At 66.0% G+C, this 26,948-nt stretch carries 27 protein-coding genes; 16 read left to right on the forward strand and 11 right to left on the reverse strand.

The window, feature by feature from the left end:
* The first annotated feature begins 25 nt into the window (after positions 1 to 25).
* The 14 genes from ISP25_RS21300 to hisIE all read left to right on the forward strand — a co-directional run bounded on the left by ISP25_RS21300 (position 26) and on the right by hisIE (position 10,453).
* The gene (locus ISP25_RS21300; RefSeq protein ID WP_404611548.1) at positions 26 to 304 is read left to right on the forward strand and encodes a hypothetical protein; all 279 of its coding nucleotides are present in this window, start codon (positions 26 to 28) and stop codon (positions 302 to 304) included.
* 56 nt (positions 305 to 360) lie between these two features.
* On the forward strand, positions 361 to 846 hold the full coding sequence (locus ISP25_RS21305) for a transcriptional repressor (RefSeq protein ID WP_192157775.1): 486 nt from the start codon (positions 361 to 363) through the stop codon (positions 844 to 846).
* A 68-nt stretch (positions 847 to 914) separates the two neighbouring features.
* Positions 915 to 1,427 (forward strand): MerC domain-containing protein, encoded by a 513-nt coding sequence (locus ISP25_RS21310; RefSeq protein ID WP_192157773.1) that lies wholly within the window; start codon positions 915 to 917, stop codon positions 1,425 to 1,427.
* Positions 1,428 to 1,564: 137 nt separating this feature from the next.
* Positions 1,565 to 2,536, forward strand: coding sequence for a cation diffusion facilitator family transporter (locus ISP25_RS21315; protein WP_404611551.1), 972 nt, complete (start codon positions 1,565 to 1,567; stop codon positions 2,534 to 2,536).
* Between the two features lie 79 nt (positions 2,537 to 2,615).
* Positions 2,616 to 2,777 (forward strand): 30S ribosomal protein THX, encoded by a 162-nt coding sequence (locus ISP25_RS21320; protein ID WP_077483554.1) that lies wholly within the window; start codon positions 2,616 to 2,618, stop codon positions 2,775 to 2,777.
* Positions 2,778 to 2,966: 189 nt separating this feature from the next.
* Complete coding sequence (locus ISP25_RS21325) at positions 2,967 to 3,302, forward strand: YerC/YecD family TrpR-related protein (RefSeq protein WP_404611553.1); 336 nt, start codon at positions 2,967 to 2,969, stop codon at positions 3,300 to 3,302.
* Positions 3,299 to 4,192 carry an ATP phosphoribosyltransferase gene (gene hisG / locus ISP25_RS21330; protein ID WP_404611555.1) on the forward strand — a complete coding sequence of 298 codons (894 nt, stop codon included), beginning with the start codon at positions 3,299 to 3,301 and terminating at the stop codon, positions 4,190 to 4,192. The genes ISP25_RS21325 and hisG overlap by 4 nt, the downstream gene beginning before the upstream one ends.
* A gap of 13 nt (positions 4,193 to 4,205) precedes the next feature.
* Positions 4,206 to 5,513 carry a histidinol dehydrogenase gene (gene hisD, locus ISP25_RS21335; protein WP_404611557.1) on the forward strand — a complete coding sequence of 436 codons (1,308 nt, stop codon included), beginning with the start codon at positions 4,206 to 4,208 and terminating at the stop codon, positions 5,511 to 5,513.
* Positions 5,510 to 6,586 (forward strand): histidinol-phosphate transaminase, encoded by a 1,077-nt coding sequence (gene hisC / locus ISP25_RS21340; protein ID WP_404611559.1) that lies wholly within the window; start codon positions 5,510 to 5,512, stop codon positions 6,584 to 6,586. The genes hisD and hisC overlap by 4 nt, the downstream gene beginning before the upstream one ends.
* Positions 6,583 to 7,650: a bifunctional histidinol-phosphatase/imidazoleglycerol-phosphate dehydratase HisB gene (gene hisB, locus ISP25_RS21345; protein ID WP_404611560.1), complete on the forward strand. Its 1,068-nt coding sequence runs from the start codon at positions 6,583 to 6,585 to the stop codon at positions 7,648 to 7,650. Before hisC ends, hisB begins: the two co-directional genes overlap by 4 nt.
* Positions 7,650 to 8,240, forward strand: a complete 591-nt coding sequence (hisH, locus tag ISP25_RS21350) for an imidazole glycerol phosphate synthase subunit HisH (protein WP_404611562.1) — start codon at positions 7,650 to 7,652, stop codon at positions 8,238 to 8,240. The genes hisB and hisH overlap by 1 nt, the downstream gene beginning before the upstream one ends.
* Positions 8,241 to 8,250: 10 nt before the next feature.
* Positions 8,251 to 8,979 (forward strand): 1-(5-phosphoribosyl)-5-[(5-phosphoribosylamino)methylideneamino]imidazole-4-carboxamide isomerase, encoded by a 729-nt coding sequence (hisA, locus tag ISP25_RS21355; protein ID WP_404611564.1) that lies wholly within the window; start codon positions 8,251 to 8,253, stop codon positions 8,977 to 8,979.
* A complete protein-coding gene (gene hisF, locus ISP25_RS21360) occupies positions 8,973 to 9,746 on the forward strand; it encodes an imidazole glycerol phosphate synthase subunit HisF (RefSeq protein WP_192157758.1) in 774 nt (257 codons plus the stop codon). The genes hisA and hisF overlap by 7 nt, the downstream gene beginning before the upstream one ends.
* An 83-nt stretch (positions 9,747 to 9,829) precedes the next feature.
* On the forward strand, positions 9,830 to 10,453 hold the full coding sequence (gene hisIE, locus ISP25_RS21365; RefSeq protein WP_404611566.1) for a bifunctional phosphoribosyl-AMP cyclohydrolase/phosphoribosyl-ATP diphosphatase HisIE: 624 nt from the start codon (positions 9,830 to 9,832) through the stop codon (positions 10,451 to 10,453).
* 374 nt (positions 10,454 to 10,827) lie between these two features.
* Here the strand turns inward: hisIE and ISP25_RS21370 are convergent, their stop codons facing one another.
* The 4 genes from ISP25_RS21370 to ISP25_RS21385 form a co-directional block, all read right to left on the reverse strand.
* Complete coding sequence (locus ISP25_RS21370; RefSeq protein WP_192157754.1) at positions 10,828 to 11,841, reverse strand: C13 family peptidase; 1,014 nt, start codon at positions 11,839 to 11,841, stop codon at positions 10,828 to 10,830.
* Between the two features lie 12 nt (positions 11,842 to 11,853).
* Positions 11,854 to 12,540: an acireductone synthase gene (gene mtnC, locus ISP25_RS21375; RefSeq protein WP_404611568.1), complete on the reverse strand. Its 687-nt coding sequence runs from the start codon at positions 12,538 to 12,540 to the stop codon at positions 11,854 to 11,856.
* Positions 12,541 to 12,617: 77 nt separating this feature from the next.
* A complete protein-coding gene (locus ISP25_RS21380; RefSeq protein ID WP_404611570.1) occupies positions 12,618 to 13,172 on the reverse strand; it encodes a 1,2-dihydroxy-3-keto-5-methylthiopentene dioxygenase in 555 nt (184 codons plus the stop codon).
* Positions 13,169 to 13,816 (reverse strand): methylthioribulose 1-phosphate dehydratase, encoded by a 648-nt coding sequence (locus tag ISP25_RS21385; protein WP_404611572.1) that lies wholly within the window; start codon positions 13,814 to 13,816, stop codon positions 13,169 to 13,171. The genes ISP25_RS21380 and ISP25_RS21385 overlap by 4 nt, the downstream gene beginning before the upstream one ends.
* Before the next feature lie 177 nt (positions 13,817 to 13,993).
* On the opposite strand from ISP25_RS21385, the gene ISP25_RS21390 reads away from it, so the two are divergent.
* Positions 13,994 to 14,326, forward strand: coding sequence for a high-potential iron-sulfur protein (locus tag ISP25_RS21390; RefSeq protein ID WP_192157746.1), 333 nt, complete (start codon positions 13,994 to 13,996; stop codon positions 14,324 to 14,326).
* Positions 14,327 to 14,774: 448 nt separating this feature from the next.
* Here the strand turns inward: ISP25_RS21390 and ISP25_RS21395 are convergent, their stop codons facing one another.
* Entirely contained in the window at positions 14,775 to 16,223 is a 1,449-nt protein-coding gene (locus tag ISP25_RS21395; protein ID WP_404611574.1) for an amino acid permease, read from the reverse strand.
* 73 nt (positions 16,224 to 16,296) lie between these two features.
* A complete protein-coding gene (locus ISP25_RS21400; protein ID WP_192157742.1) occupies positions 16,297 to 17,781 on the reverse strand; it encodes an amino acid permease in 1,485 nt (494 codons plus the stop codon).
* A gap of 161 nt (positions 17,782 to 17,942) precedes the next feature.
* On the opposite strand from ISP25_RS21400, the gene ISP25_RS21405 reads away from it, so the two are divergent.
* Positions 17,943 to 18,494 carry an NUDIX hydrolase gene (locus ISP25_RS21405; protein WP_404611576.1) on the forward strand — a complete coding sequence of 184 codons (552 nt, stop codon included), beginning with the start codon at positions 17,943 to 17,945 and terminating at the stop codon, positions 18,492 to 18,494.
* A 67-nt stretch (positions 18,495 to 18,561) separates the two neighbouring features.
* On the opposite strand, the gene ISP25_RS21410 is transcribed toward ISP25_RS21405, so the two are convergent.
* The 5 genes from ISP25_RS21410 to ISP25_RS21430 form a co-directional block, all read right to left on the reverse strand.
* Positions 18,562 to 19,083 (reverse strand): 3-hydroxyanthranilate 3,4-dioxygenase, encoded by a 522-nt coding sequence (locus tag ISP25_RS21410; RefSeq protein WP_404611578.1) that lies wholly within the window; start codon positions 19,081 to 19,083, stop codon positions 18,562 to 18,564.
* A gap of 59 nt (positions 19,084 to 19,142) precedes the next feature.
* Positions 19,143 to 20,501, reverse strand: coding sequence for a GDSL-type esterase/lipase family protein (locus ISP25_RS21415; RefSeq protein WP_404611580.1), 1,359 nt, complete (start codon positions 20,499 to 20,501; stop codon positions 19,143 to 19,145).
* 20 nt (positions 20,502 to 20,521) lie between these two features.
* Positions 20,522 to 23,017: an acyltransferase family protein gene (locus ISP25_RS21420; RefSeq protein ID WP_404611582.1), complete on the reverse strand. Its 2,496-nt coding sequence runs from the start codon at positions 23,015 to 23,017 to the stop codon at positions 20,522 to 20,524.
* Between the two features lie 106 nt (positions 23,018 to 23,123).
* Positions 23,124 to 25,013, reverse strand: a complete 1,890-nt coding sequence (gene parE, locus ISP25_RS21425; RefSeq protein ID WP_404611584.1) for a DNA topoisomerase IV subunit B — start codon at positions 25,011 to 25,013, stop codon at positions 23,124 to 23,126.
* A 78-nt stretch (positions 25,014 to 25,091) separates the two neighbouring features.
* Positions 25,092 to 26,891: an aminopeptidase P family protein gene (locus tag ISP25_RS21430; protein WP_404611586.1), complete on the reverse strand. Its 1,800-nt coding sequence runs from the start codon at positions 26,889 to 26,891 to the stop codon at positions 25,092 to 25,094.
* Positions 26,892 to 26,948: the final 57 nt, after the last annotated feature.

Genomic DNA, 26,948 nt, shown 5'->3' on the forward strand with positions numbered 1-26,948 from the left:
AACAGACGGCCTGGGCAGGCATCCCATGGACGAACTGCTTGCCCGTGCAACGCATGGCGTCGACCCGAATTCTCCGGGTGCGTTCTGGCAGGTTTTCCTGAACCTGTGGGCGATGGTGCCGTGGACTGCGCTGTTCTGGTGGAACCTCGCATTCGTGGCGGTGGGGGCGCTGTTGGGCTGGTGGCGCGGGCGCCTGTGGGAAGGTGTCGCCTGGGCCTGGTTTCTGGGGCCGATCGGCTGGCTGGTGATCTGCTACCGCCCACGCGCCAAGCCCCGGGTCGAACCGCCTCCGCTGAGACGCTGACACGTCACATTGCGCGCAGCGTCGGGCATGTATGATCCCCCGCAAGGAGAATCCACTTGGCCCATGAAGCCGCCGGCAAGCCGCACGCCCATCATTCGCATCCGCACGACGCGAAGGGTTTCGTGCGTGAGGTCGCGCATGTCAGCGAGGAACGTGGCCTGCGGCTTACCCCGCTGCGCATGGAAGTGCTGGAGCTGGTCGCCGCCGCCGAGAAACCGGTGAAGGCTTACGACCTGCTCGACCAGCTGCGCGAACGCCACGGCAATGCGGCGCCGCCCACGGTGTACCGTGCGCTGGATTTCCTGCTGGAACAGGGCTTCATCCACAAGCTGTCGTCGATCAATGCCTTCGTTTCCTGCCATCATCCGGCCGAGGCGCACCAGGTGCCGTTCCTGATCTGCGACGTCTGCTCTGGCGCCGAGGAAGTTTGCGACCAGCGCGTGGCCGAGCTGATCGAGGCGCAGGCCAAGGTGCTTGGTTTCCGCGCCCAGGCACAGACGCTGGAAGTGCATGGCGTCTGCAAGCGTTGCCGCAAAACCTGAAGCCGTCCCGGTCGCCAGCGGACGCGGTCGCTTGTGTGGTGTCGATGTTATAAAGTAACATTTCGGATATGGACAGGATCGAAAGCTCCGCCAATAACGACGGCTTGCTGCTGCACTCGGGTGACGCGGGTGCCGTCGTCGTGGGCGGGGCATCGAAGTCCTCGCGCTGGTGGCAGCTTGCCGACCGCGTGGGCGCCGCGGCTTCATTCCTGTGCGCGATCCACTGCGCGCTGTTGCCATTCGTGCTTACCGTATTGCCGCTGCTCGGGCTGGGCTTCCTGGCGGGGCATCGTTTCGAACGCGACTTCGTGATGTTTGCCGCCTCGTTGGCGCTGTTTGCCCTGATCGGCGGTTATCGCCGGCACCATCAGCCGCTGTCGCTGTTGCTCGCCGTGCCAGGGTTGCTGCTGCTGCTGCTCGGCGTCGTCTGGGTGTCGGAAGAGCGGCACATCATCGTGCACAGCGTGATGGTGACCTGCGGTGGGCTGCTGGTGGCCTCGGCGCACTTCATGAATCTCTATATCGACCGCCGGCATGTGCATGCAGTAGCGCATGTGCACGGCGCGCAATGCGTGCATTGAGTTCCGGCTGACCGCCAAGCGTGGCATGCGCGGCCTGCAGTATCCCGACGGTTTCGGCTACACCGTTTCCGGCCGAGCGGTATTGGAAATCCGCGCGGTGATTGTGTAACGCGGCCGGCGTTTCCTAGCATTTGCGAATGAGCAACGTGCATCCCTGCAAACACGATCACTCGAGTCCTCACGCTGTCGATGCGCGTGATCACCGGCATGACCATTCGGCGCATGCCGACCCGCGTGGCCGCAAACTCCTGCTCGCCTTCGCGCTGACCACCATCACGATGCTGGCGGAGGTGATCGGTGGCCTGTGGTCGGGCTCGCTGGCGCTGCTTACCGACGGTGGCCACATGATGGTGGACGCGCTGGCGCTGCTGATGGCCTACGTCGGCGCGCGTCTTGCGCTGCGGCCAGCCGATGCCCGGCGCAGCTACGGCTACGGGCGCATGGAGGTTCTGGTCGGCTTCGTCAACGCCATCAGCCAGTTCGTGCTGGTCGGCTGGGTGGCGTGGGAAGCGACCCAGCGGCTGCTGCACCCGGGCGAGATCCTGTCGGGCATGATGCTGGCAGTGGCCATCATCGGTTTGCTGGTGAACGTGCTGGTGCTGCGCAGCCTGCACGGACACTCGCACGACGACGTGAACCTGGCCAGCGCCAGCCTGCATGTGCTGGGCGACCTGCTCGGTTCGGTAGCGGCGGTGCTGGCGGCGTTGGTGGTCCGTTGGCTGGGTTGGCTCTGGGCCGATCCGGTGCTGTCGTTGCTGGTGGCCGTGCTGATCCTCGGCAGCGCCTGGCAGTTGCTGCGCCGTTCCGCGCACATCCTGCTAGAGGGCGTGCCGGACGGCATGGACTGGACCGAGCTGGAAGCTGCGTTGAACGGTGTCGATCCGGCGATCAGCGGCGTCCATCACCTGCATGTGTGGCAACTGGCTTCCGGTTCGCGCATGGCCACTCTGCATGCCGAATTGCATGACCCGGCCGATGCCGCGCAGGCGCTGCGCGCAATCAACCGGTTGCTGCAGGAACGCTTCGGCATCCAGCACGTTACCGTGCAGATCGACCCCGAGGACTGCCTGGACCCGCCCCGGGGTTGTGCCGGCCATGGCCACGGTTAAGCCTGGCGCGGGCGGCTATGGTGCCGTCGCCGGCACTGCTATCATGGCAGGCCATCATGTTATTCCTGAGGAGATTCCCATGGGCAAGGGTGATCGCAAGACCCGTCGTGGCAAGACCTACCGTGGCAGCTACGGCAATACCCGCGTGCACGGCGCCCAGCCGGCGGTGGTTGGCGCCAAGCCGACCGTGACCAAGCCGGCTGCCGCAAAGAAGGCTGCGCCGAAGAAGAAGTCGGCCTGAGCCGCTTTCGCCGCGCATCACGAAGAACCCCGCCTTGTGCGGGGTTTTTTGTGGGTGCGTTCCCGGCCCGGAGTCGTTGGCGCAAGTGAGTGGTGACGCTTCGCTGAACAAGGGGCAGGCCCAACGACTTGCGCCGGGCATCTTTGCTACTTACAATGGCCATCCAATGTACTAACGCATTAATACATTATGAAACGTCGATCGCTGGATCCCGAGATGCCCGTCGAGTCGGCCGAACTCAGCCTGTGCCAGGCGCTGCTGTCGCTGAAGGACGCGGATGAGATGAATGCCTTCCTCCGCGACTTGTGCACGCCGGCCGAACTCGAAGTGCTGGTGGACCGCTGGCGCGTGGTGCCCTTCCTGCTGGACGGGGTGGCGTACCGCGAGATCCACGAGCGCACCGCGGTGAGCATCACCACCATCGGCCGGGTGGCGCGCTTCCTCAACCAGGGCAATGGCGGTTATCTCGCTGCCGCGGCGCGGGCGACGCGTCGCCGTGCCACAACGAAGAAGGAACGCGCATGAAACCCCGCGACCGTTTGCGCATCGCGATGCAGAAATCGGGCCGGCTCACCGAGCCGGCGCTGGAGCTGCTCAAGCGTTGTGGCCTCACGTTCCGGCAGAGTCGCGACAAGCTGTTCTGCTTCGGCGAAGGCGAGCCGGTGGATTTGCTGCTGGTGCGCGACGACGACATCCCCGGCCTGATCGCGCAGGGCGTGTGCGAACTGGGCATTGTGGGGCGCAACGTGCTCGACGAGTTCCGCCTCACGGCCGGCCGCGAGAGCGAGCCACTGGCCGAGTTGCGCCCGCTGGGTTTCGGCCGCTGCCGGCTTTCCATCGCCGTGCCGCAGGAGTTCGATTACAGCGGGCCCGCGCAACTGGCCGCCCGGCGTATCGCCACTTCGTACCCGGGGCTGCTGGGCGCATGGTTGCGCGAGCATGGGGTTGAAGCCGGCGTGGTGACCCTGGCCGGCTCAGTGGAAATCGCGCCGAAGCTCGGCACCGCGGACGCGATCTGCGACCTGGTGCAAAGTGGCGGCACGCTGGTGGCTAACCAGTTGCGCGAGGTCGATGTGTTGCTGGAAAGCGAGGCCGTGCTGGCTGGCCCGCAGAACATGCCCGCCGACGAGCGCGGCGATCTGATCGAGCTGCTTCTGAAGCGGTTGGATGGTGTGATCCAGGTGCGTGAATCCCGCCTGCTGCTGCTGCAAACCCCGCGCGCCGCGCTGGATGCGGTGACCCGGTTGCTGCCCGGTGGCCCGCAGCCGACCTTGCTGCCGGTGGCCGGCCAGCCTGACCAGCTGATGCTGCAGGCGCTGTGCGCGGGCGAGGTGAGCTGGCGCCAGCTGGAGGAGATCAAGAAGGCCGGTGCGCGCGAGATGTTCGTCCTTCCCGTCGAGAAAATGCTTGCATGAAAGGCCGGCTGCCATGAACTGGATCGATTGGGATTTGCTCGACGAACCGGGCCGCTGTGCCGCATTGGCGCGGCCTGCGCAATCGCGCGCGGCGGAGCTGCGCGAAGACACGGGCCGCATCATCGCCGATGTCCGTGCCCGTGGCGACGAAGCCCTGCGCGAACTGAGCGCGAAATACGACCGTTGCGCCCTGACGGAACTCGAAGTCGACGAGGCCGAGTTCGCCGATGCTGAGGCGTCGCTGGTACCCACCTTGAAAGCGGCGATCCGCGAAGCCGCCGGACGCATCGAGGTCTTCCACCGTGCAGCTGCACCGCAAGCGGTGGGCGTGGACACTGCGCCCGGGGTGCGCGTGGAGCGCATGCTGCGCCCCATCCAGCGCGTAGGCCTGTATGTGCCGGCAGGCAGTGCGCCGCTGCCTTCCACGGCCTTGATGCTGGGCGTGCCCGCGCGCATTGCCGGTTGCCGCGAAGTGGTGCTGTGCTCGCCCGCGCGCGCCGACGGCCGCTGCGATGCCGCGGTGCTGTATGCCGCGCGCCTCACCGGTGTGCACAAGGTGTTCAAGCTGGGTGGCGCGCAGGCGATCGCCGCGATGGCCTATGGCACGGTTTCCGTACCGAAGTGCGACAAGCTGTTTGGTCCTGGCAACGCATGGGTGACCGAGGCCAAGCTGCAGGTGTCGGCCGAGCCGGAAGGCGCAGCGATCGATATGCCGGCCGGTCCGTCCGAGGTGCTGGTGATCGCCGACGCGGAAGCCAATCCGGTTTTCGTAGCCGCCGATCTGCTGTCGCAGGCCGAACACGGCCCGGACTCGCAGGTGATCCTGGTCAGCGAGTCCGCCTCGCTGCTGGATCGCGTCGAGAGGGAAGTCGCGCGGCAATGCGCCGACTTGCCCCGCGCGGAGATCGCCCGGCAGGCGCTTGGGCAGAGCCGCCTGATTTCGGTGTCGTCGCTCGCGCAGGCGATCGAGGTGAGCAACCGTTACGCGCCCGAGCACCTGATCCTGCAGGTGGCCGCGCCGCGCGCGCTGCTGGCCGGTATCGAAAGCGCCGGATCGGTCTTCCTCGGCGCATGGACGCCCGAATCGGTGGGCGACTACTGCAGCGGCAGCAATCACGTGCTGCCCACCTATGGCCATGCGCGCAGCTACAGCGGCGTGTCGGTGGCCAGCTACCAGAAGCAGATCACCGTACAGGAGCTTTCGGCCGACGGGCTGCGCACCATCGGTCCATGCACCGCCGTGCTGGCGGCTGCCGAGCAACTTGAAGCGCACCGCCGTGCGGTGACTTTGCGATTGACCGAACTGGAGACGACGAAATGAGCGTGCTCGATCTTGCGCGGGCGGAAATCCGCGCCCTGCAGCCGTATTCCTCGGCGCGCATGGAGGCCAGCGGCGGGCGGCTGCTGCTGAACGCGAACGAATCGGCGTGGGCGCCGACCGGCGATGTGGGCACCGGCTGCAACCGCTATCCGCAACCGCAGCCGTCGGCTCTGGTGGATGTGCTGGCGCGTCTGTACGACGTGCGCCGCGAACAGCTGCTGGTGGGCCGTGGCAGCGACGAAGCCATCGACCTGCTGGTGCGGGCATTCTGCCGTGCGGGGCGCGATGCGATCCTGATCCAGCCGCCGACCTTCGGCATGTACGCAGTGAGCGCGCGCATCCAGGATGCCGCCGTGGTCGAGGTGCCGCTGCGCGGCGACTTCACGCTGGATGTGGATGCCGTGCTGGCTGCGGTCACCGATGCAGTGAAGCTGGTGTTCGTCTGCACGCCGAACAATCCTGCCGGCAGCGTGGTGTCGCGCGACGACATCGAGCGCCTGGTGCGGGCGCTGGACGGACGCGCGCTATTGGTGGTGGACGAAGCTTATGTGGAGTTCGCGGACGAAGGCAGCGTGGCCGACCTGCTGGACCGCCACGACAACCTTGCCGTGTTGCGCACGCTCTCCAAGGCCTGGGCGCTGGCCGGTGCGCGTATCGGTTGCTTGCTTGCGCATCCGGATGTGATCGCGTTGCTGCGCCGGATCATGCCGCCGTATCCGTTGCCGCTGCCCAGTGTGGACGCAGCCCTGCTCGCGCTGTCCGGGTGGGGCCAGGCGAACGCCCGCGCGCACATCGACGTGGTGCGCAGCGAGCGTGCGCGCATGCGCGCGGCGTTGGCCCGGCTGCCGGGTGTGCGTGACGTGCTGCCTTCGCAGGCGAACTTCCTCACCGTGCGTTTCGACGATGCCGAGGCCGCGTATCGACGCCTGTTCGACGCCGGCATCGTGGTGCGCGACGTACGCCGCTATCCTGGCCTGGGCGATGCGTTGCGTATCACCATCGGCGCACCGGCGGACAATGCACAGGTGCTGGCCGTGCTGGCCAGCTCGGCGACGGTGCGGGGCGCGGCATGAGCGGACGCAAGATCCTGTTCGTCGACCGTGACGGCTGCCTGATCGAGGAGCCACAGGACGAGCAGATCGACAGCTACGAAAAGTTGGCGCTGTTGCCGGGCGTGATCGCCGCGCTGCAGCGCTTCGCCGCTGCGGGCTACGAGCTGGTGATGGTGACCAACCAGGATGGCCTCGGCACGGCGAATTTTCCGGAGGCGGACTTCCAGGGGCCGCAGGAGTTGCTGCTGCGCATCCTGTCCTCGCAGGGCATACGCTTCCGCGAGGTGCTGATCGACCGCAGTTTCCCGCACGAGGGCCTGGACACGCGCAAGCCCGGCACCGGCCTGATGCGTGGCTGGCTGGCCGACGACAGCTGGAGCCGTGCGGCTTCGGTAATGGTGGGCGATCGCGAAACCGACCTGAAGTTTGCCGCGAACATCGGCGTGCGCGGTTTGCGTGTTGGGCCGCAAGGCACGACGTGGAGCGAGGTGGCACACCTCGTGCTGGATGCGCCGCGCATCGCCGAGGCGGTACGCAATACCAAGGAAACCCGGATCCGCGTGCGCGTCGACTTGGACAAGTTGGCCGAGCCGAAGGTGCATACCGGCCTGGGCTTCTTCGACCACATGCTGGAGCAGATCGGCAAGCACGGCGGTTTCGCGCTGGAGCTTTCCTGCGACGGCGACATCCACATCGACGAGCACCACACTGTCGAGGATTGCGCGCTGGCTCTGGGGCAGGCGCTCAAGCAAGCGCTGGGCGACAAGCGCGGCATCGGTCGCTACGGGTTCTGCCTGCCGATGGACGAGAGCGCGGCGGAGGCGCGGCTGGATCTTTCCGGTCGTCCGTACTTCGTGTTCGAGGGCAATTTTCCGCGCGAACGCGTGGGCGAAGTGGCGGTGGAGATGGTGCCGCACTTCTTCCGTTCGTTGTGCGAAACGCTGGGTGCGAACCTGCATCTCGCGGTGCGCGGCGACAACGCGCACCACATGGTCGAAGCCTGCTTCAAGGTGGTGGCGCGCACGCTGCGCCAGGCGATCCGCCGCGAAGGCGACGAATTGCCCAGCACCAAGGGGGCGCTGTAATGACCGTGGTGCTGGTCGATGCCGGCGGCACCAATATCGGATCGGTGCGTTACGCACTGCAACGCCTCGGCGTGGATGCGGCGCTGACCTCCGATGCCGCGGCGATACGCGCCGCCGACAAAGTGATCCTGCCCGGCGTGGGTGCGGCGGGGCCGGGCATGGCGCGGCTGCGCGAGCTGGGCCTGGTCGAGCTGATGCGCTCGCTGACCCAGCCGGTGCTCGGCGTGTGTCTCGGCATGCAACTGCTCTGCGCGCATTCGGAAGAGGGTGATACCGAGTGCCTCGGCCTGATCCCGGCCACGGTGTGCCGCTTCGCGGAGCGGCCCGGCTTGCGCGTTCCGCACATGGGCTGGAACGGCCTGACCGTGCAAAACGCGCATCCACTCCTGCAGGACCTGTCCGACGGCGAGCAGGCGTATTTCGTGCACAGCTATGCGGTGCCGATGAACGAGTGGACCCTGGCTTCGGCGAATTACGGTGAACCGTTCTCCGCCGTGGTCGCGCGCGGCAACTTCCACGGCATGCAATTCCACCCCGAGCGCTCCGCCGCCGTCGGCGCCAGGCTCCTCAAGAATTTCCTCGCCTTATGACGGGTGTCGTATGACTTTTGCCGTGATTCCCGCCATCGACCTGCGCGGCGGCCGTGTGGTGCGCCTGAAGCAGGGCGACTACGCGCAGCAGACGACCTATTCGGACGATCCGCGCGCCGTGGCTCAGCGCTACGCCGAGGCCGGTGCGCGCTGGCTGCACCTGGTCGACCTGGACGGCGCACGTTCGGGCAGCCTCGACAACCTCGCGGTGATCGAGGCCATCGCCCGCGACGGTATGCAGGTGCAGGCTGGAGGAGGCGTGCGCGAGGAGGCCGATCTGCAGCGCCTGTTCGATGCTGGCGTGGCGCGCGTCGTGGTGGGCAGCGTGGCGATCCGTGATCCCGAGCGCGTGGCTGGTTGGCTGGGAAAGCTCGGCGCCGAGCGGCTCACATTGGCGCTGGATACCCGCAACGCCGAAGGCCGCTGGACCTTGCCCAGCGCGGGTTGGATCAAGGCGGAAACGCGCACGCTGGACGAGCTTGCGCCGTGGTATGCCGCGCATGGCGCCCGCCATCTGCTGTGCACCGACATCGAGCGCGACGGCATGCTGGCCGGCTTCAACCTCGGCTTGTATCGCCACCTTGCCGGCATCGTGCCGCAACTGGCGGTGCAGGCCTCGGGCGGTGTGCGTTCGCTGGATGACATCGTCGCGGCGCGCGAAGCCGGCGCGCGCGGCGTGATCCTCGGGCGTGCCCTGCTGGAAGGTCGCTTCACCGTGGCAGAGGCTTTGGCATGCTGAGCCGACGCATTATCCCCTGCCTCGACGTACGCGATGGCCAGGTGGTCAAGGGCGTGCGCTTCCGCGACCACGTGGCGATGGGCGGCATCGTGGACCTGGCGCTGCGCTACCGCGACGAAGGCGCCGACGAACTGGTGTTCTACGACATCACCGCCAGCCCGGAAGGGCGCAGTGTGGACCGCGGCTGGGTGGAGAAGGTGGCGCGGGTGATCGACATCCCATTCTGCGTGGCAGGCGGCATCCGCTCCGTGGACGACGCGCGCGCCGTACTGCATGCGGGCGCGGACAAGGTGTCGGTGAACTCCCCGGCGCTGGAACGGCCGGAGCTGGTCGCCGAGCTGGCCGCTGCCTTCGGCGTGCAGTGCGTGGTGGTGGGTGTCGATTCGCTGCGCGACGCCGACGGCGAGTGGCGCGTACGCCAGTACACCGGCGACCCGTCGAAGACGCGCGCCCTGGCGCGTCGCACGTTGGACTGGGTGGCCGAGGCGCAGCGCCTCGGTGCCGGTGAGATCGTGCTCAACTGCATGGGCAGCGATGGCGTGCGCCAGGGCTACGACCTCGAACAGCTCGGCGCGGTGCGTGCGCTGTGCCGCGTGCCGCTGATCGCGTCGGGTGGCGCCGGCACCATCGAACATTTCCGCGATGCTTTCGTCGAAGCCGACGTGGACGGTGCGCTCGCCGCGAGCGTATTCCACTCCGGCGCGATTGCGATTCCCGAGCTCAAGCGCTACCTGCAAGGGCAGGGCGTGGCCGTGCGAGCCTGTTAACTCGTCATTCCGCCTTTCGCCGGAATGACGGAGAAACCATACTTTCCTGTATGCCTTGGCGCATATGACTGCAGGTACCGCCCATGAGCGACATCCAGACTGATCTAGCGCGACTCGACTGGCCCAAGGGCGACGGCCTCTTGCCCGCCGTCGTGCAGCACTGGCTGACCGGCGAGGTGCTGATGCTCGGCTACATGAACGCCGATGCCCTGGCGGAAACGCAGCGCAGCGGCCACGTCACGTTCTGGAGCCGCAGCAAGCAGCGTCTTTGGACAAAGGGCGAAAGCTCCGGTCACGTGCTGGCGCTGAAATCCATCCGCGTCGACTGCGACGCCGACACGCTGCTGCTGCAGGCGGAGCCGCACGGGCCGACTTGCCACAACGGAACATCCAGCTGCTTCGGCGACGACGTACGGCCGCCACTGGGCTTTCTGGCCGAGCTCGATGTGCTGGTCGCGCGGCGCGATGCCGATCGTCCGCAAGGCAGCTACACCACCCGATTGTTCGAAGGCGGCGTCCGCCGCATCGCGCAGAAGGTAGGCGAGGAGGGCGTGGAGACTGCGCTCGCCGCCGTAGCGCAAGGCGAAAAGGAGCTGCTGGGGGAGGCGGCGGATTTGCTGTTCCACCTCGTCGTGCTGTTGCGTGCGCGCGGGCTATCGCTTGCCGATGCGGCAGGCGTGTTGGAGCGGCGTCACGCCGCGCGTTGAGGCGTCGCCCCAGAGCTCCTTCAAGCTCTCCGCATTAACTGTATTGCCTGGACAGCGAGCCACAGAAGCAGCTCAGCTTTCGGATATCGCGTGGCAGTCCGCCTGTCGCCTAGGAGAAACGGCTTCCGCGACCCTCTGCACAACTTGCTTGTAGCTCCGGCGTATCAAACTAGGCGGCTTCTGGTTCCTTCTCCCTTGACCATGGGCATCCCGCCCTCGGCACCTCGCGCCGGCTTCGCGGCTCGTCACCACTCCTGCGATGGTATGGGTCGGCACAGGGAAGGAGTTCGGGCAGCGGCAGCGATCGAAATCATCTTCTTACTTGCGACAATGCAGGGTGAGGTCCCCAGTGAATCGGAGATTGTCAGGAAGCCTCAAGGATTCGCCGCGGTGGAAGCGGGCGCTGGCGGCGCCGGCATAAACGGTACGGAGGCGCCGGGCACAACGCCCTTGCGCCAGGCATCCAGTTCGCCTTCGATGCCGTCCCCTACATAGCTCTGCGGTTCCGAGGGCGTGAGCTTGTCATGCTGCTCCCACTGCGCGATCTCGGTTTTGGCCTGGGCGAAGGCATCCACGAAGTTGTCGGTACGGTTCAGGGCATCAACCAGGAACGCGTGGCCGAAGTAGGTAAGGTCGGACTCGGTCCCGCAGCCGAACGAGCTGCGGTCGGTGCGCGCGGAAGTGAGCACCAGCGTGCCGCTGGTGGACAACGGAGGAATGAAGCCGCCGGAATAGCAGGCATTGACCACCACCACCTTCCACTTGAACGGGTGCTCCTTGAGGATCTCGGCGAGGTCCTGCGCACCGATCTGGTCCAGCGGCAGCGGATCCATGTCCACCAGCAGTTCGTGGTCGTCGCTGCCATGGGTGGTGACGTAGAGCATCAGGATGTCGTCAGGCTGCATCACCTTGGAAAGTCCGGTCAACGCGGCTTCGAGGTTGTTCCAGCCGGCAATGGGATGCGTGGAAAGCGAGGCCGGGTTGTTCTCCAGCACCAGCGCGTGCGCGCTGGCGCCGAAGCGTTGGCGGAACAGCTTGGCGGCATATTCGGCTTCGTTGCGGAACACGTCCTGGCTGCCGTCGCCGGCAAAGGCGACCAGGTAGAGGTTGGGCTTGCCGGGAACGCGCGGACCCAGTTTCGCCAGCTCGTCCTGCAGCATCTTGGGCTGGGAGTACAGCACCTGCTCGGGCGTGGGGGCCTGCTGCGGCCAATTGGCGTCGCCCTCGCTGTCCTCGCCGTCGTCGGCGGACGAACTGGACGAAGCGACACTGCCGGCCGCGGCCACCGTCGTGCCGGCAATGGACGGCGGCGCGGCGTGGCTGGGCAGCCACTGCATCAACAGCAGGCCGGCGGCGAAGGCGAGCAGGGCGGTAAGGACGGTGCGCATGCGGCGGCGGGCTCAGAGGGTGATGGCGTCGAAATCGGCGTAGGCGGGGTGGCGTGGTTCGGTGGGTATTGCCTGCGGTGGACGCAGCAGCCAGCCAGTCTGGAAGCCGGCGGCTCGGGCGGCGTCCAGTTCTTCGACGATGTCGGAGAGGAACAGCAGATGTTGCGGTTGCTCGCCGATGGCCCCGGCGATTTTTTCGTAGGAGTCCTGCTCGCGCTTCGGGCCGGTTTCGGTGTCGAAATAGCCGGCGAACAGCGTGGTGAGGTCGCCACTCTCGCTGTGGCCGAAGAATAGCTTTTGCGCCGGCACCGAGCCGGAGGAATACACGTACAGGTGCAGGCCCTTTGCGCGCCACGCGCGCAACTGCGCCGCCACTTCGGGATAGACATGGGCGCGGTAATCGCCGGCCTCGTAGCCTTCCTGCCAGATCATGCCTTGGAGGGCCTTCAACGCGGTGAACTTGCGATCCTCGTCTATCCAGCGCAGCAGCAAGTCGATCACTTCCTTGCGACTGGCCTCGATGTAGTTGGCTTCCTTCGCCGCTTCGTGCAGCCAGTGCTGCACCTCGGGCCGGTCGGCGTGGGTCTCGACGAAGGCGGGCAGGCGCTTGCGCGCATAGGGAAACAGCACGTCTTTGACGAAGCTGATCGAACTGGTGGTGCCTTCGATGTCGGTGACGATGGCGCGGATTTCGGGCATGGCTGCTGCTTGGGGCGGTGAACGAACAGTTTACCCGGCCTTGCGCGTCAAACCTTTTCCTGGGAGGAAGGCAAGGCTCAGGTTGTGACGGGTTGCATGCGCGGGAAGCCTGCTGCGATGTCGCTGCCGGTGAAGTTGGCCACCCAGCCTTCCTTGTTGGTGAACAGGCGGATCGCCACGAAATAGGGCGCCTCGCTCATGTCGAACCAGTGCCGGGTGCCGTCCGGCACGCCGATCAGGTCGCCCTGCTCGCACAGCACCTCGTAGACCTTGCCGGCTATGTGCAGGGTGAATTGGCCGGCACCAGCCACGAAAAAGCGCACCTCGTCCTCGCTATGGGTGTGTTCGGAGAGGAACTTCTGGCGCAGCGCGGCGCGATCCGGGTGATCGGGCGCGAGGCTGATCACGTCCACCGACTGGTAGCCTTCCTCGCGCATCAGGCGGTCGATGTCGTTGCGGTAAGCAGCGATCACCGTGTCCTGGCCGGCGCCGGGAGCGATGGGCTGGTTGGCAGCCCACTGTTCGAAGCGCACCCCCACCTTGCCCAATTCGTGGGCGATGGCCGCGTGCTCGGCATGGAGGGACAGTGGTGTTGCCGGATGGTTTTCGTCGAAGATGCGCAGACGGCTCATGCGTTGAGTCTCCGTAGGTCGAGTTCGCAGCCCAGCAGGAATTCCAGTGCCTCCAGATGGCGTCGCGCCTCGGCCATGTCGCGGCCCCAGGTGTAGATGCCATGGCCATCGATCAGGTAGGCCGCGAGCGGCTTGCCGGCGTCCAGCCATGCGTCGACGCGCGCCACCAGCTCGGGCATATGCTGGGTGTTGGGAAACACCGGGATTTCCAGCACGCTTTCGTGCGTGGTGTGGCCGGCGATGGCCTTCTGCAATTCCCAGCCCTCCAGCCGAATCAAGCCGTCGCGCGCGAACAGCCGAGACGCCACGCTCTGCGTGCGCGAATGGGTATGCAGCACGGCCTGTGCTCCCGGCCAGCGCCGGTAGATCTGGGTATGCAGCGCGGTTTCCGCGCTGGGGCGGGCGTCGGTGCCGACGGCATGGCCTTGCATGTCCACCAGCATGATGTCGTCGCGGCCCAGCTTGCCCTTGTCGCGGCCGGAGATGGTGATCGCGGCGTGTTCCGCATCGATGCGCATCGAGAAGTTGCTGCTGGTGGCAGGCGTCCATCCGGCGAGCGCCAGTTCGCGAGCTGCATCGGCAATGGCCTCGGCTCGCGCTGCGAAGAGGCCGGGTGGAATCGAGTCGGGCAGCTGTTGGCTCATGCAAATGGACGTCCAAACGAGTGCGAAACTATATCACGCATGAAGGGGTCGCCCTGCGGCAACGTGTCTGCACCGAATGCGATCCATTCGCGCCTCGATTTGGACGGTGGGCGTAGCATTCCGGATGTTTCCACCATCACGCGTGGTGGGGGCGTTGGCCCATGACGGAGGTTTCCGATGTCTCGTGACGAAAACAACGAATCGCGTCGCCGTTTCCTTAAGTTGGCTGCCGGCACCACGGCGGCCGTGATGGCAATAGGCGGTCTGCCGCGCGTGGTCCGCGCTGCCGATCTGCCGCACGTGGACGATTCCGACCCGACCGCCAAGGCGCTGGGTTATGTGGAGGATGCCAGCAAGACCACCGATCCCAAGCACAAGGCCGGCGACGCGTGCGCCAATTGCCAGTTTTACTCCGGTGGTCCGACCGGCTACGGCCCGTGCGCACTGTTTCCGGGCAAGGCAGTCAATGCGAAGGGATGGTGCGTGTCGCATTCGCCGAAGGCGAAGTGACCGAGCGATTCAGTCCGTTGCATCGGTGATTTGCGTGAAAGGCCGGCACGAGTTGCCGGCCTTTCTTTTGCGCGTGTTCGGCGCGGGGATCGATTGCCAACGGCTGCGTCGTGCAGTCGTGGAATGCGAAGGGAAGGGCGGCGGGAAAAGTGCTGCCCGGCGCGTCAGGCTTGAGGAGCTACCCACCTGACGCGCCGGGCGGCGATCCGGGGCCCACTGCCAAGTGATCAACCCTCGGACTGAGGATCATACCCCCGGCCGAGGCGAATGGGCTGTGGATAGTCGAGGCTCTTTCGGAAATATTCCGTTAAGTCATTCAAAGACAAGGATTTGTTTTTGAATTTGAAGTGTTCCCTGGTGCGGCGGCACTTCGAGACTGGGCCAGTCATGATCGGCATTGATGGCCGAAAAAGGAATGGTTTTCGGCACATTTTGCCGAAGTTCCGGTTCAGGCACTGGCCTGGGTGCGGCGCAGTTTGCTGTGCCGGTAGCCGTAGCCGAAGTAGATCGCCAGGCCGATCATCGTCCAGCTGATCATCAGCAGCCAGTTGAACCAGGACATGAAACTCAGCAGAGCCAGGCAGCTCAGCACGCCGGCGGGACAGATCACCCACGCCCACGGCACGCGGAAGCCGCGATGCAGCTGCGGGGCGGTGTAACGCAGGATCAGCACGCCCGCGCACACCGCGACGAACGCGATCAGTGTGCCCATCGAAGTGAGGTCGGCCAGCAGGTCCAGCGGAAACACCGCGGCGAGGATCGCGATGCCGACGCCGGTGATCACCGTGTTGATGTGCGGCGTGCGGTGGCGCGGATGGATGCGCTCGAGCACCGGCGGCAAGAGGCCGTCGCGCGCCATGATCATGAAGATGCGCGGCTGCGCGATGATCATCACCAGGATCACGGATGACAGGCCGATCAGGGCGCCGATCTCCACCACCCAGCGCAGCCATGCCAGCTGCGGGATGTTCTTGATGGCGGTGACCACCGGATCGGGCGTGTCGAGCTGGGTGTAGGAAATCAAGCCGGTCAGCACGGCCGCCATCGCCAGGTAGAGCACCGTGCAGATCACCAGAGAGACCAGCGTGCCGAAGGGCAGGTCGCGCTGCGGGTTCTTGCATTCCTGCGCGGCGGTGGAGGTGGCCTCGAAGCCGATGTAGGCAAAGAACACCATCGCCGCGCCGCGCATGATGCCCGACCAGCCGTACTTGCCTGACGCCACATTGTCGGGGATGAAGGGATGCCAGTTGGCCGGGTTGATGTAGCGGTAGCCGGCCACCACCACGATAATGATGAGGCCCACCTTTAGCGCCACCATCAGCACGTTGAGGCCGGCTGATTCCTTGATGCCGACGTAGCACAGTGCCGTCAGCGCCATCACGATGGCGACTGCGGGCAGATTCATCAGATGGCCGGTTGCCACGAGGTGGCCATCGGTGAAAGCGAGCGGTGCATCGGTCAGCGTTGCGGGCAAATGGATACCGACTTCGCCGAGGAGACTGACGAAATAGCCGGTCCAACTGGCCGCGACGGCGGATGCGGAGATCCCGTACTCCAGCACCATGTTCCAGCCGATGAACCATGCCACCAGTTCGCCCAGCGTGGCGTACGCATAGGAATAGGAACTGCCCGAGATCGGGATCAACGTGGCGAACTCGGCGTAGCACAGCGCGGTGAAGCCGCTGCAGATCGCCGCGAGGATGAAGGAGATCAGCACCGCCGGGCCGGCATGCTCGGCTGCCGCCTGTCCGGTGACCACGAAAATGCCGGTGCCGATGACGGCGCCGATGCCCAATGCGGTGATCCCCCAGGGGCCGAGCGTGCGCCTCAGTCCAATGCCATGCGCGCCATCGGCGCTGGAGAAATCAATCTTGCGGGCGAGCAGTTGCTTGAACATGGGACTTCCAAACAAGGAACCGGCACGACGTGGTCGTGCCGGTAATGTGGCGAATGACTTGTGCCTGCGCGAATCAGTCCGCTTCGGTACCGTGGGCCAGGTGGCTCTTGCGGTAGCCGTACAGGTAGTACACCACCAGGCCGATCGCACCCCACACGAAGAAGGTGATCTTGGCTTCGCTCGACAGATTGAGGAACAGCAGCAGGCAGCCGATCACCGCCAGCGGACAGATCACCCACGGCATCGGCGTGCGGAACGGACGCGGACGATCGGGCTGCGTACGGCGCAGTATCAGTACACCCAAGGCGACCATGATGAAGGCGAACAGCGTGCCCGAGTTGGTGATGTCAGCGAGGATGCCGACCGGGAACAGCGCTCCGAACAGCGAGACGAAGGTGCCGGTGATCAGGGTGATCACGTGCGGCGTGTGGAAGCGCGGGTGGATCTTGGCGAGCGAGTGCGGCAGCAGGCCGTCGCGCGACATGGTGAAGAAGATACGGGTTTGGCCATAGGTCATCGTCAGGATCACCGACGGCAATGCGATGCCGGCGGCAAAGGCGATGAAAGCGGCGACTGTGTTGTGGTTGAGCAGGCGCACCACATGGGCCAGCGCCTCCTTGCTGCACACCAGCGCCTGCGAACCGTCGCAGGCCGCAGCAAACGCTGGAGTGCCCGGCTCAAGCGCCAGACCGTTCGGGCCCAGCATGGGCTGCGCACCTACTGAACCCACGGCACCGTAGCTCACGAGAAGGTAGTAGACGGTGCACACGCCCAGCGAAGCGATCAGGGCGATCGGGATGTTGCGATTAGGGTTCTTAGTTTCCTCGGCAGCGGTGGAGATGGCATCGAAGCCGATGTAGGCGAATACGATGGAGGCCGCCGCGCCCAGTACGCCGATGCCTCCCATCGGGCTGCCCCAGCCGTTCGGCACGAAGGGCGTGAAGTTCTGGTCCTTCACCGCCGGCAGCGCGACGAAGATGAAGGCGGTAAGGGCGGCAATCTTGATCAGCACCAGCACGGTGTTGACCTTGGCGGACTTCGAAGTGCCGACCACCAGCAGGCCGGTGACCGCCAGGCCGATCAGGCAGGCCAGCAGGTTGAAGCTGCCGCCATCCATCGGGCCAGCCTGCAGGAAGTGCGGCAGCCCGTACCCCGCATGCGCGAGAAGGCCGTTGACGTAGCCAGCCCAGCCCACGCATACCGTACTTGCTGCGATGGTGTACTCCAGCACCAATGCCCAGCCCACGATCCACGCGACGCCCTCGCCAAGCACGCCGTAGGTATAGGTGTAGGCCGAGCCGGCCACCGGCACCATCGCGGCGAGTTCCGCGTAGGCCAGCGCGGCGAATGCGCAGACCACCGCGGCGATCACAAACGCGATCATCATGCCGGGACCGGCCTTCTGGCCCGCCTCGGCGGTGAGCACGAAGATGCCGGTGCCGATGATCGCGCCGATGCCCAACATGGTGAGCTGGAAGGCTCCGAGCTGGCGGGTGAGGCTTTTCTTTTCCGCCGTGGCGATGATCTGATCGATCGGCTTGATGCGTTTGAACAGCATGTGTTGCTCCCCGGGAAACTACGGCGTCACGCTCGAACGGAAACGCGACGAAAAGGGGCGCGACGAGCCGACGGACGCCCAACCATAGCCGAGCGGTTGGAGGGGGACAAGACGCGATGCAGCTAGAATGCGCTTTGTTTTCCGCGCCTCTGCCACAAGTCATGCCACTTCATTTTCCGCATATCGCTACCGCGCTGGACGACTATCTCGCGCGGCATCCCGAAGAGGGCGAGACCGTCGCCGACTTCGAGGTGTTCCTCGCCTCCCACAGGGCCGTGTTCGAGCGCGGCCATGCCGTCGGTCATTTCACCGGGTCCGCCTGGCTGACGAGTGCGGACGGCGAGCGCGTGCTGCTCACGCATCACGCCAAACTGCGGCGCTGGCTGCAGCTCGGCGGCCATGCCGATGGAGACAGCGAACTGGCGCGCGTGGCCCTGCGCGAAGCCGAAGAGGAATCCGGTCTGGGCGATTTGACGGTCGAGCGGGAGATCTTCGACATCGACCGCCACCGCATTCCCGCGCGCGTCGGTGAGCCGGAGCATTGGCATTACGACGTGCGGTACGTGGTGCGCGCCACCGGCAGCGAGGAGTTTGCGATCAACGCGGAATCGCTGGCGCTGGCATGGCAGCCGGTACGCGAGATCGTGCGTAATCCGCAGGCCGATGACTCGCTGCGGCGCATGGCGGGCAAGTGGCTGGCGCGCTCACCGTAGATGCTCTTCGTGCGCGAATGCTCTGGCGCTTCGATCGGAGCACAAGGCAATCGCGCACAGGGTGCTCCTACCCGTAGCGTTCTGGCGCGGGATTGAGGTGTCCGCAATCCTGGCAGGTGCGCGCCTCGCGTGAGCGGTAGAAACGTTCGAATACGGGCGGGAAATCGCGCTCGATGCTGTCGAGGACGAAGTACTCCTCATACAGCTTGTGGTTGCAGCGCTCGCAGAACCACAGCAGGCCGTCCTTCTCATGTGGCAGACGCCGCCGCTCGATCACCAGGCCGATGGAGTCGGCCATGCGTTGTGGCGAATGCGGCACGCGCGCCGGCAGGTAGAACATCTCGCCGGCATGGATCGGGATGTCGCGCGCCACGCCGTCGTCCTGCACTTTCAGCACCATCTCGCCTTCGAGCTGATAGAAGAACTCGGGGCCTTCATCATGGTGGTAATCGGTGCGCGCGTTCGGGCCGCCCACGATCATGACGATGAAATCCCCGTCCACGATGCACTTGTTTCCCACCGGCGGCTTGAGCAGATGGCGATGCTCGTCTATCCAGCGTTGCAGGTCGAAGGGGGCAGTAAGGGCCATGGAGGATCGGTCGAGTGAGAGGCCAAGTATCGGCGGAGCACGGGTGACGATAGCGCGATTTAAGGCGCCCAATCCAGGCTATGGGCCAGCGAACGGCCGGTGAGGCGGTAGCCGTCCGGGCTGAGGTGGATGAGATCGTGCCCCATCAGGCTGGGGTTGGCATGCGCCCAGCCATAGCTGCCGCCCGGGCCGCCCATGAGATCCTGCCAATTCCACGCCACGCAACCGAAGCGGCTGCCCACGTCGCGCTGTATCTGCTCGATGCGCTGGTGGATGCGGCCGTAGGTGAGCAGCGGCAGCGTGCCGCCCTTGCCCTGGCGCAGCACGCCGCGATCGGGCGGCCCGACGAGCACGCAGGACGCGGCGGGAAATACCTGCCGCAGGTTGCCCAGCGCCCGGCTCAGCATGGTCGCGTACTTGTCTCCGTCGAAATCAGGGTCGGCGCCTTCGTTCGTGCCGTATTCCAGCACCACGCCGTCGTAACTCACGCCGTGCAATGCCTGAGCAAGCGCTTCCGGATTGGCGTTCGCCCAGCCTTTGGCGGTGGCAGACGGGATGCCGAAGAAATCGAACGCGACGTCCGGTACTTGCGTGCGATCGAGAATGAAGCCCTGCAATACCAGCTTGCCTCGCGATAGGCGCAGCTTGAGGGTGGAGATCGGGGCGTCGGCGCGTAGCGCCACCATGTGGCTGGTGGCCGCTGCGGGCAGGGACACCGTACGTTGCACGCGGTCGTCGATGACGTAATCGATGGATGCTCCGGCGGGGGCGCTGTAGACCAGTTGCACCTGTTGCACGTCGGTTTGCCGCGCCGCGTCGCGCAGATCGAGCCAGAGATAGCTGTCCGGGCCGGCATCGACAGTGCGATTGGCCAATGCCGGCCCGATATCCAGCGTCGTCGGCGAGGTGTAGGCAATCTCGGTCGTCCAGCTTGAGCCGATGCAGTAAGCGCGCAGGCCGGGCAGCACGATGTTGGCGCGGCCCATGGTCGGCGGCAGGAAGCGTGCTTCCACGCTGAGCCCCTTGTCGCGCAAGGCCTGGATCAGGGTGGGTGCGAACGGACCGCCGGCAATATGGCTGTCGCCCCAGAAGGCAATGCGACGCGGACGGGTGGCGCTACCCGGTGCGAATCCGGCAATGGTTCCGGCAGCCAGCAAGGGTTGTGTGCGGATGACCGTGCGGGCCAGCGACCCGAGCTCGGCATCGCTGGGCATCTGTGAGCCCACCAGGGCAGCGCGACCGCCGGGATTGGTCGCGGACGGCTTGGGCTGGGCCGGCGACGTGTTGGGGCACACCAGGTCGTTGACGCCACCCACGGGCGGTGCGCCATCCTGCGCCATCAACGGCCGGCAGAAAGACAAGGCAAGCCAGCCAGCGCACCAGGCACTGATCGTCAATAAGCGCGAAACAGATGCCATGCGCCACGTACTCCGGTTATTCAAGAATCCATGCCTGCCAAGGATCCGGGCAGGCCGTTCTGCTTCAGGTAAATGAGGTGTTTCCTGTGCAGCTTCCTGCTGTAGATGCCGTCGGGCGCATCGCCAAGGATGCGTTGCAGGTCGCGCACCACTTCGCCGCGTTCGCCAAGATGGAAGGTCTGGGAAAGCACGCTCTCGCGAGTGTAGGTGTTAGGGGAGCTGGAATGCGGGCGACCCAGCGCCGCTACGCAGCGCCAGCGGACGAAACCGACCGGTTTGATGACCTCGCCCTGCGGATTCGCCCATCCCTGCGTCGAAATGCGGTTGGCCACTTCGATCTGCTGTGCAGGCGTCGCTTCCGCCGGGGTCGGGGCGAATTCGTCGCCGCCCCAGGTTTTCCAGTCATCCTCCGAAATCCCAAGGCCGCCCGAGCGGTGTCCGTTGTTTTTCCAGTTGGCGTCGGTTTCGCACAGCGCCATCTTGCGCCAGTAGGCGTCGCTGGCGGCTGACTGGGCGGCGAGCACCAGGGTCGGCGAGAGGTCGCCTGCCATGTTGGCACTTGCTTGAGACACGAGGGCGGTGTCCGTTGCCGGCGTGTTGTCTCGCGCCAGATGCCCGGTGCGCATGATCTCCGTGATGAACGCGCGCTGCCCGATGGTGGTCAGGTGCACGCCGTCGGAGACGAAGTAGTCGGGCTGGTTTTCGGAGAGATCACTCCAGCGGACTACCACGACGTTGGGAAATTCCGGTGCGACGTGGTCGATGAGCGCGTTGTTCGCTTCCATCCAGCGCCGCGGCACGTGCGTGTTGACCAGCACCACGCGCTTGCAGTCCGACAGCATGGAGAGGATCTGCCGCAGTTGTTCCTCGGTGACGTACCCGTTCGTTCCCAGGTGCACCAAGGCGACGGCACGCAGCGACTCGGCGTTCTTGAGCGCCTTGAGCTGGCGGATGACGTCGGCGGCCTGCCACCCCATCGTGGCGTGCACGTCCACGCCGGGCAGGGTGACCTTCAGCAGCCTGCTGGAACCCAGCAGCACCGAATCGCCTATGGCAGTGAGATCGCCACCGGTGTACGTCTGGACGGTGGGTTCATCCGGTAGCGTCGGCAGGACCGGCGGAACGATTGGCTCGATGGGAATTTCCACCGACGTGGCGGAAAGAGGGGCGAGCTTGCCTTGCAACGCAATGGGCGTTGCCGGCGCATCCAGTGACAGCGCTTCGCGCACGTCCAGTGCGGGCCTCGCTTCGGCAGGGGCGTGCCGCAGGGTCGCGCCCACGGAGCCGAAGGCCAGAGCCATCGACAACGCGATGGCCAGTCGCCCCGACCAGGCGTGGCGACGCTTGCCGGCGAAGATGCGTTCGAGCGCGCCGCGCCGCACCGGCATCTCCAGCCAACGGTAGGATAGTTCGGCGACGGCGAGCGTGAGCATGATGCGCAAGACAAGCGTCTCGCTGTGGCCCAGCCTGCGCAGGTCGATGTCCGGCCGCGTCAGCATGAAGATGGGCCAATGCCACAGGTAGATGCCGTAGGAACGCTCGCCGAGCCAGCGCATTACCGGGTTGTCCAGGCAGCGGCCGAAGGCCATGCCGGGATGGGTGGCCACGGCGATCAGGGTGATGGCCGCGGTGGCTGCTCCCAGGAAGCCCCAGGGATAGAGCACAGGCGAATTCTCGCCCATCACGGCGAACAGCATGATCATCAGGGCGAGCGCCCAGAGGCCGAGCAGCCAGCCAAGGATGCGTAGTGCGATGCCCGGATGTTCGGCCGGCGAAGGTTGCCAGAGCAGCCCAAACGCCGACCCAAGCAGCAAGGCGAAGCCATGGGTGTCGGTCCCGAAATACAACCGGGACGGATCGCCCTGTCCGGGGTAGCCCATCCGCTGCGCAAGCACCACCATCCAGGTCGCCGAGGCGATGGCAAGCAGGATGGCGACGGTCGCCAGCGCGCGCCGGCCAATGCGCGGCAACACGATGAAGGCCAGCGGTGCCCAGGCGATGTAGAACTGCTCTTCGATCGCCAGCGACCACAAGTGCTGCAGCAGCGGCGGCCGGCCGGTGGCTTCGAAGTACGAGGTCTGGCTGCGCAGCAGTTCCCAGTTGGTGGCGTAGAAAAACGAGGCGAAGGCATCGCTGCGCAGGTGGGGCAACGCGTCGCGCGCGACCCGCGCCGCGACGGCCACGACGACAGCCATCATCAGCCAGGCGGCCGGAAGCAGGCGCTTGGCGCGGCGCCAATAAAAGTTGCGCAGACCGAGCCGTCCCGTATCGTCCACCTCGCGGGCGATCAGACCGGTGATCAGGAAGCCCGAGATGACGAAGAACAAGTCGACTCCCAGGTAGCCGCCGCGGGCCCAGTAGAAGTCGGCATGGAAAAGCACGACGGCCGTGACCGCGATGGCCCGGAGGCCATCGAGTCCGGAAAGGCGTGCAGCGGGGACTGGAACAGCTTGCGTGGAGACAACGGCCACCCCTGGATGGCCTTCCACTTCCTGTGGGTACTCGGCGACTAGCATGGAGCTGTTCTTGGGTTGGAGGATGGTGCGAAAAGGATGGTCGCCCATTGTGCTGGGGCGGCGGCCAAAACGGGCGAATTCGGGGCGGCTTGGGGCGCCCTCCCGGTCAAACCTCCAGCGTGGCGAGGTCGCCCTTTTCCTCCAGCCAGGCCTTGCGGTCGCTGGCGCGCTTCTTGGCGAGCAGCAAGTCCATCAGCTTCGCGGTGCCGTCGTCGCCCTCCACGGTGAGCTGGACGAGGCGACGGGTGTCGGGATGGATGGTGGATTCGCGCAATTGCGGCGGGTTCATCTCGCCCAGGCCCTTGAAGCGGGTAACGCTGACCGTGCCCTTCATCTTCTCGCGCTCGATCTTCTGCAGCATCGCCTGCTTTTCGTTCTCGTCGAGGCAGTAGAACACCTGCTTGCCCACATCGACGCGGAACAGCGGCGGCATCGCCACGAACACGTGGCCCTCGCTGACCAGATGCGGGAAGTGCTTGAGGAACAGCGCGCTGAGCAGGGTGGCGATGTGCAGGCCGTCGGAGTCGGCATCGGCGAGGATGACAACCTTGCCGTAGCGCAGGCCGGCGAGGTCGTCCTTGCCTGGGTCGCAGCCGATCGCGACGGCGAGGTTGTGCACTTCCTCGGAGGCCAGCACCGAGGTCGATTCCACTTCCCAGGTGTTGAGGATCTTGCCGCGCAGCGGCAGGATCGCCTGGAACTCCTTGTCGCGCGCCTGCTTGGCGCTGCCGCCGGCGGAGTCGCCCTCCACCAGGAACAGCTCGGTGCGCGAGAGATCGGTGGAGGTGCAGTCGGCCAGCTTGCCGGGCAGGGCGGGGCCTTGCACGATCTTCTTGCGTACCACCTGCTTGGCGGCCTTGAGCCGCGCGCTGGCACGCTCGATGGCGAGCTGGGCGATGCGTTCACCGCTGTCCACGTTCTGGTTCAGCCACAGGCTGAAGGCGTCGTGCACCACGTTCTCCACCAGCGCGGCGGCATTGCGCGAGGAGAGGCGCTCCTTGGTCTGGCCGGCGAACTGCGGATCGAGCAGCTTGGCGCTGAGCACGAAGGCGAGCCGCTCCCACACGTCTTCCGGCGCCAGCTTCACGCCGCGCGGCAGCAGGTTGCGGATGTCGCAGAACTCGCGGATGGCATTGGTGAGGCCGGAGCGTAGGCCGTTGACGTGGGTGCCGCCCTGCGCGGTAGGGATCAGGTTGACGTAGCTTTCTTGCACCAGCTCGCCTTCCGGCAACCAGGCCAGCGCCACGTCCATGCCTTCGGTGTCGCGCGCGATGTGATGCACGAAGAGATCCGCCGGCAGCGCCTCGCCGCCGTCGAGTTCGCCGCGCAGGTAGTCGCGCAGGCCGTCCTCGTAGAGCCATTCGCTGGTCTCGCCGCTGGCTTCGTCGGTGAGCTTCACCGCGAGGCCGGCGCACAGCACGGCCTTGGCGCGCAGCAGGTGCTTGAGTTTCGACAGCGAGATCTTCGGCGAGTCGAAGTATTTCGGGTCGGGCCAGAAGTGCACGGTGGTGCCGGTCTTCTTCTTCGGCACCGTGCCGATCACCTGCAGCTCGCTCACGCGGTCGCCGTGCTCGAAGGCCATGCGGTATTCGTTGCCGTCACGGCGGATGGTCACTTCCACCCGCTGCGACAGCGCGTTCACCACCGACACGCCCACGCCGTGCAGGCCGCCGGAGAAGTTGTAGTTCTTGCCGCTGAACTTGCCGCCCGCGTGCAGGCGAGTAAGGATCAGTTCCACGCCCGGAATGCCTTCCTCCGGATGGATGTCCACCGGCATGCCACGGCCGTCGTCGGTGACCTCGACCGAGCCGTCCGAGTGCAGCACCACCTCGATCGCTTTCGCGTGGCCGGCCAGCGCCTCGTCCACCGAGTTGTCGATCACCTCCTGCGCCATGTGGTTGGGGCGGGTGGTGTCGGTGTACATGCCCGGGCGGCGCTTGACCGGGTCCAGGCCGGAAAGGACTTCAATGTCGGCGGCGTTGTAGCGACTGCTCATGCGTGGGGAATATGCCGGTGGAAACGCCGCAGCATGGCTGCGGGTGGGTGGAGGGTCAAGCCGTTCGACGTGGCGCGATCAAAGTGGAGCGCAATGCCACTCCAGCCAGGCGAGGTCGGCACCTTCCAGCAGCGGCGCCAGTGCCGCGCGCACGGTGGCATGGTAGTCGTCCAGCCACGCGCGCTCGTCGGGGCCAAGCAGGCTCGGTTCCAGTGCACGGCGGTCGAACGGGCACAACGTGAGCGTCTCGAAGGCGTAGTAGTCACCGAACTCGGTGCGCTCGGCTTCGGCTACCACCGCGAGGTTTTCGTGGCGGATGCCGTGGCGACCCGGCTTGTACAGGCCAGGTTCGATGGACGAGATCATGCCCGGCTCCAGCGCCACCAGCGCGCCGCCGGAAATCGGCGGCCGGATGGACTGCGGACCTTCGTGCACGTTGAGGAAGTAGCCCACGCCGTGCCCGGTGCCATGGCCATAATCGCAGCCGGCCGCCCACAGCGGCGCGCGCGCCAGCGCATCGAGCTGCGGGCCGCTGGCGCCTTTCGGGAAGCGGGCGCGGGACAGCGCGATCATGCCCTTCATCACCAGCGTCGCGTCGCGTCGCTGTTCGGCCGTGGTTTCGCCCAGCGCCAGCACGCGGGTGATGTCGGTGGTGCCGCCGAGGTATTGGCCGCCGGAGTCGATCAGCAGCAGGCCCTTCGCCTGCAGCGTGCTGTGCGACGCCTGCGTGGCGCGGTAGTGCGGCAACGCGCCGTTGGCCTGGTAGCCGGCGATGGTGGCGAAACTTTCGCCGATGAAGTCCGGCTGCGCGGCGCGGGCGGCGTGCACGAGGCGGTGCACGTCCAGTTCGGTGAGCGGCTTGCCTTGCGCGAGCTGGTGCTCGATTTCACGGAACGCGCCGGCCAGTGCGGCACCGTCGCGGCGCATCACCTCGCGCACGTGGTCCAGCTCGGCCGGTGTCTTCAGCGCCTTGAACGCAGTGCTGGGGTTGGCGGCTTCGGTGCGTTGCACGGCGGCAGGAATCGTGTTGCTGATCGCGCAAACCACGCGACCGGCATCGAACAGCAGCGTGTCGGCCTTGCCCAGCTCGGCCAGTGCGCCGGTGATGCCTTCGTAGGACGCGATGGCAATGCCATCGGCGGCGAGCTGCGCCACCAGTGCGTCGTCGAACTTGCCGCGCTCGGCGAACAGCGTGGCCTTGCCTTCGGTGGCCACCAGCAGGTGGGCGAGAAACACCGGGTTGCACTCCACGTCGCTGCCGCGCAGGTTGGTGAGCCAGGCGATGTCGTCGAGACTGGAGAGCAGGTGGTGCGTGGCGCCGTGCTTGCGCATGGCGCTGCGCAGTCGCGCGAGCTTGTCCGCGCGGGCGGTGCAGGCCCAGGCGATGGGATGCTCGACGATGCGTGCATGCGGGAGACCGGGACGATCGTCCCAGATCGTGCCAGGCAGGTCGAGATCGGTGCGCACGCGCACACCGTGTTCGGCCAGCTTGCCTTCCATCGAGCGCAGGCCGGCCAGCGACACGCTGTCGCCGGCCACGGCGAGGGTTTCACCGTGATGCAGGTGCGAAGCCAGCCAGTCGAGGTGTTCGGCCGTGTGCGCCACGCGCAGCTTCATCAAGGCGACACCGGTGCCGGCCAGTTGCTGTTCGGCCTGCGAGAAGTAGCGTGAGTCCGTCCACAGGCCCGCGTGTTCGCGCGTGACGATTAGCGTGCCGGCCGACCCGTCGAAGCCGGACAGCCATGCGCGCGCCTGCCAGCGTTCGGGCAGGTATTCGGACAGGTGCGGGTCGGCGCTGGGGACGATCACGGCGGCGACGCCGTGCTGCTGCATGGCCGCGCGCAACGCGGCGATCCGGGCGGGGATGGGCGTGTTCATGCGCGGCACTTTAGCAGGCGCGACAGCGCGGCCCGCCAAATCTCACAACAGATGAAT

This window comes from Rhodanobacter hydrolyticus, from assembly GCF_044904645.1.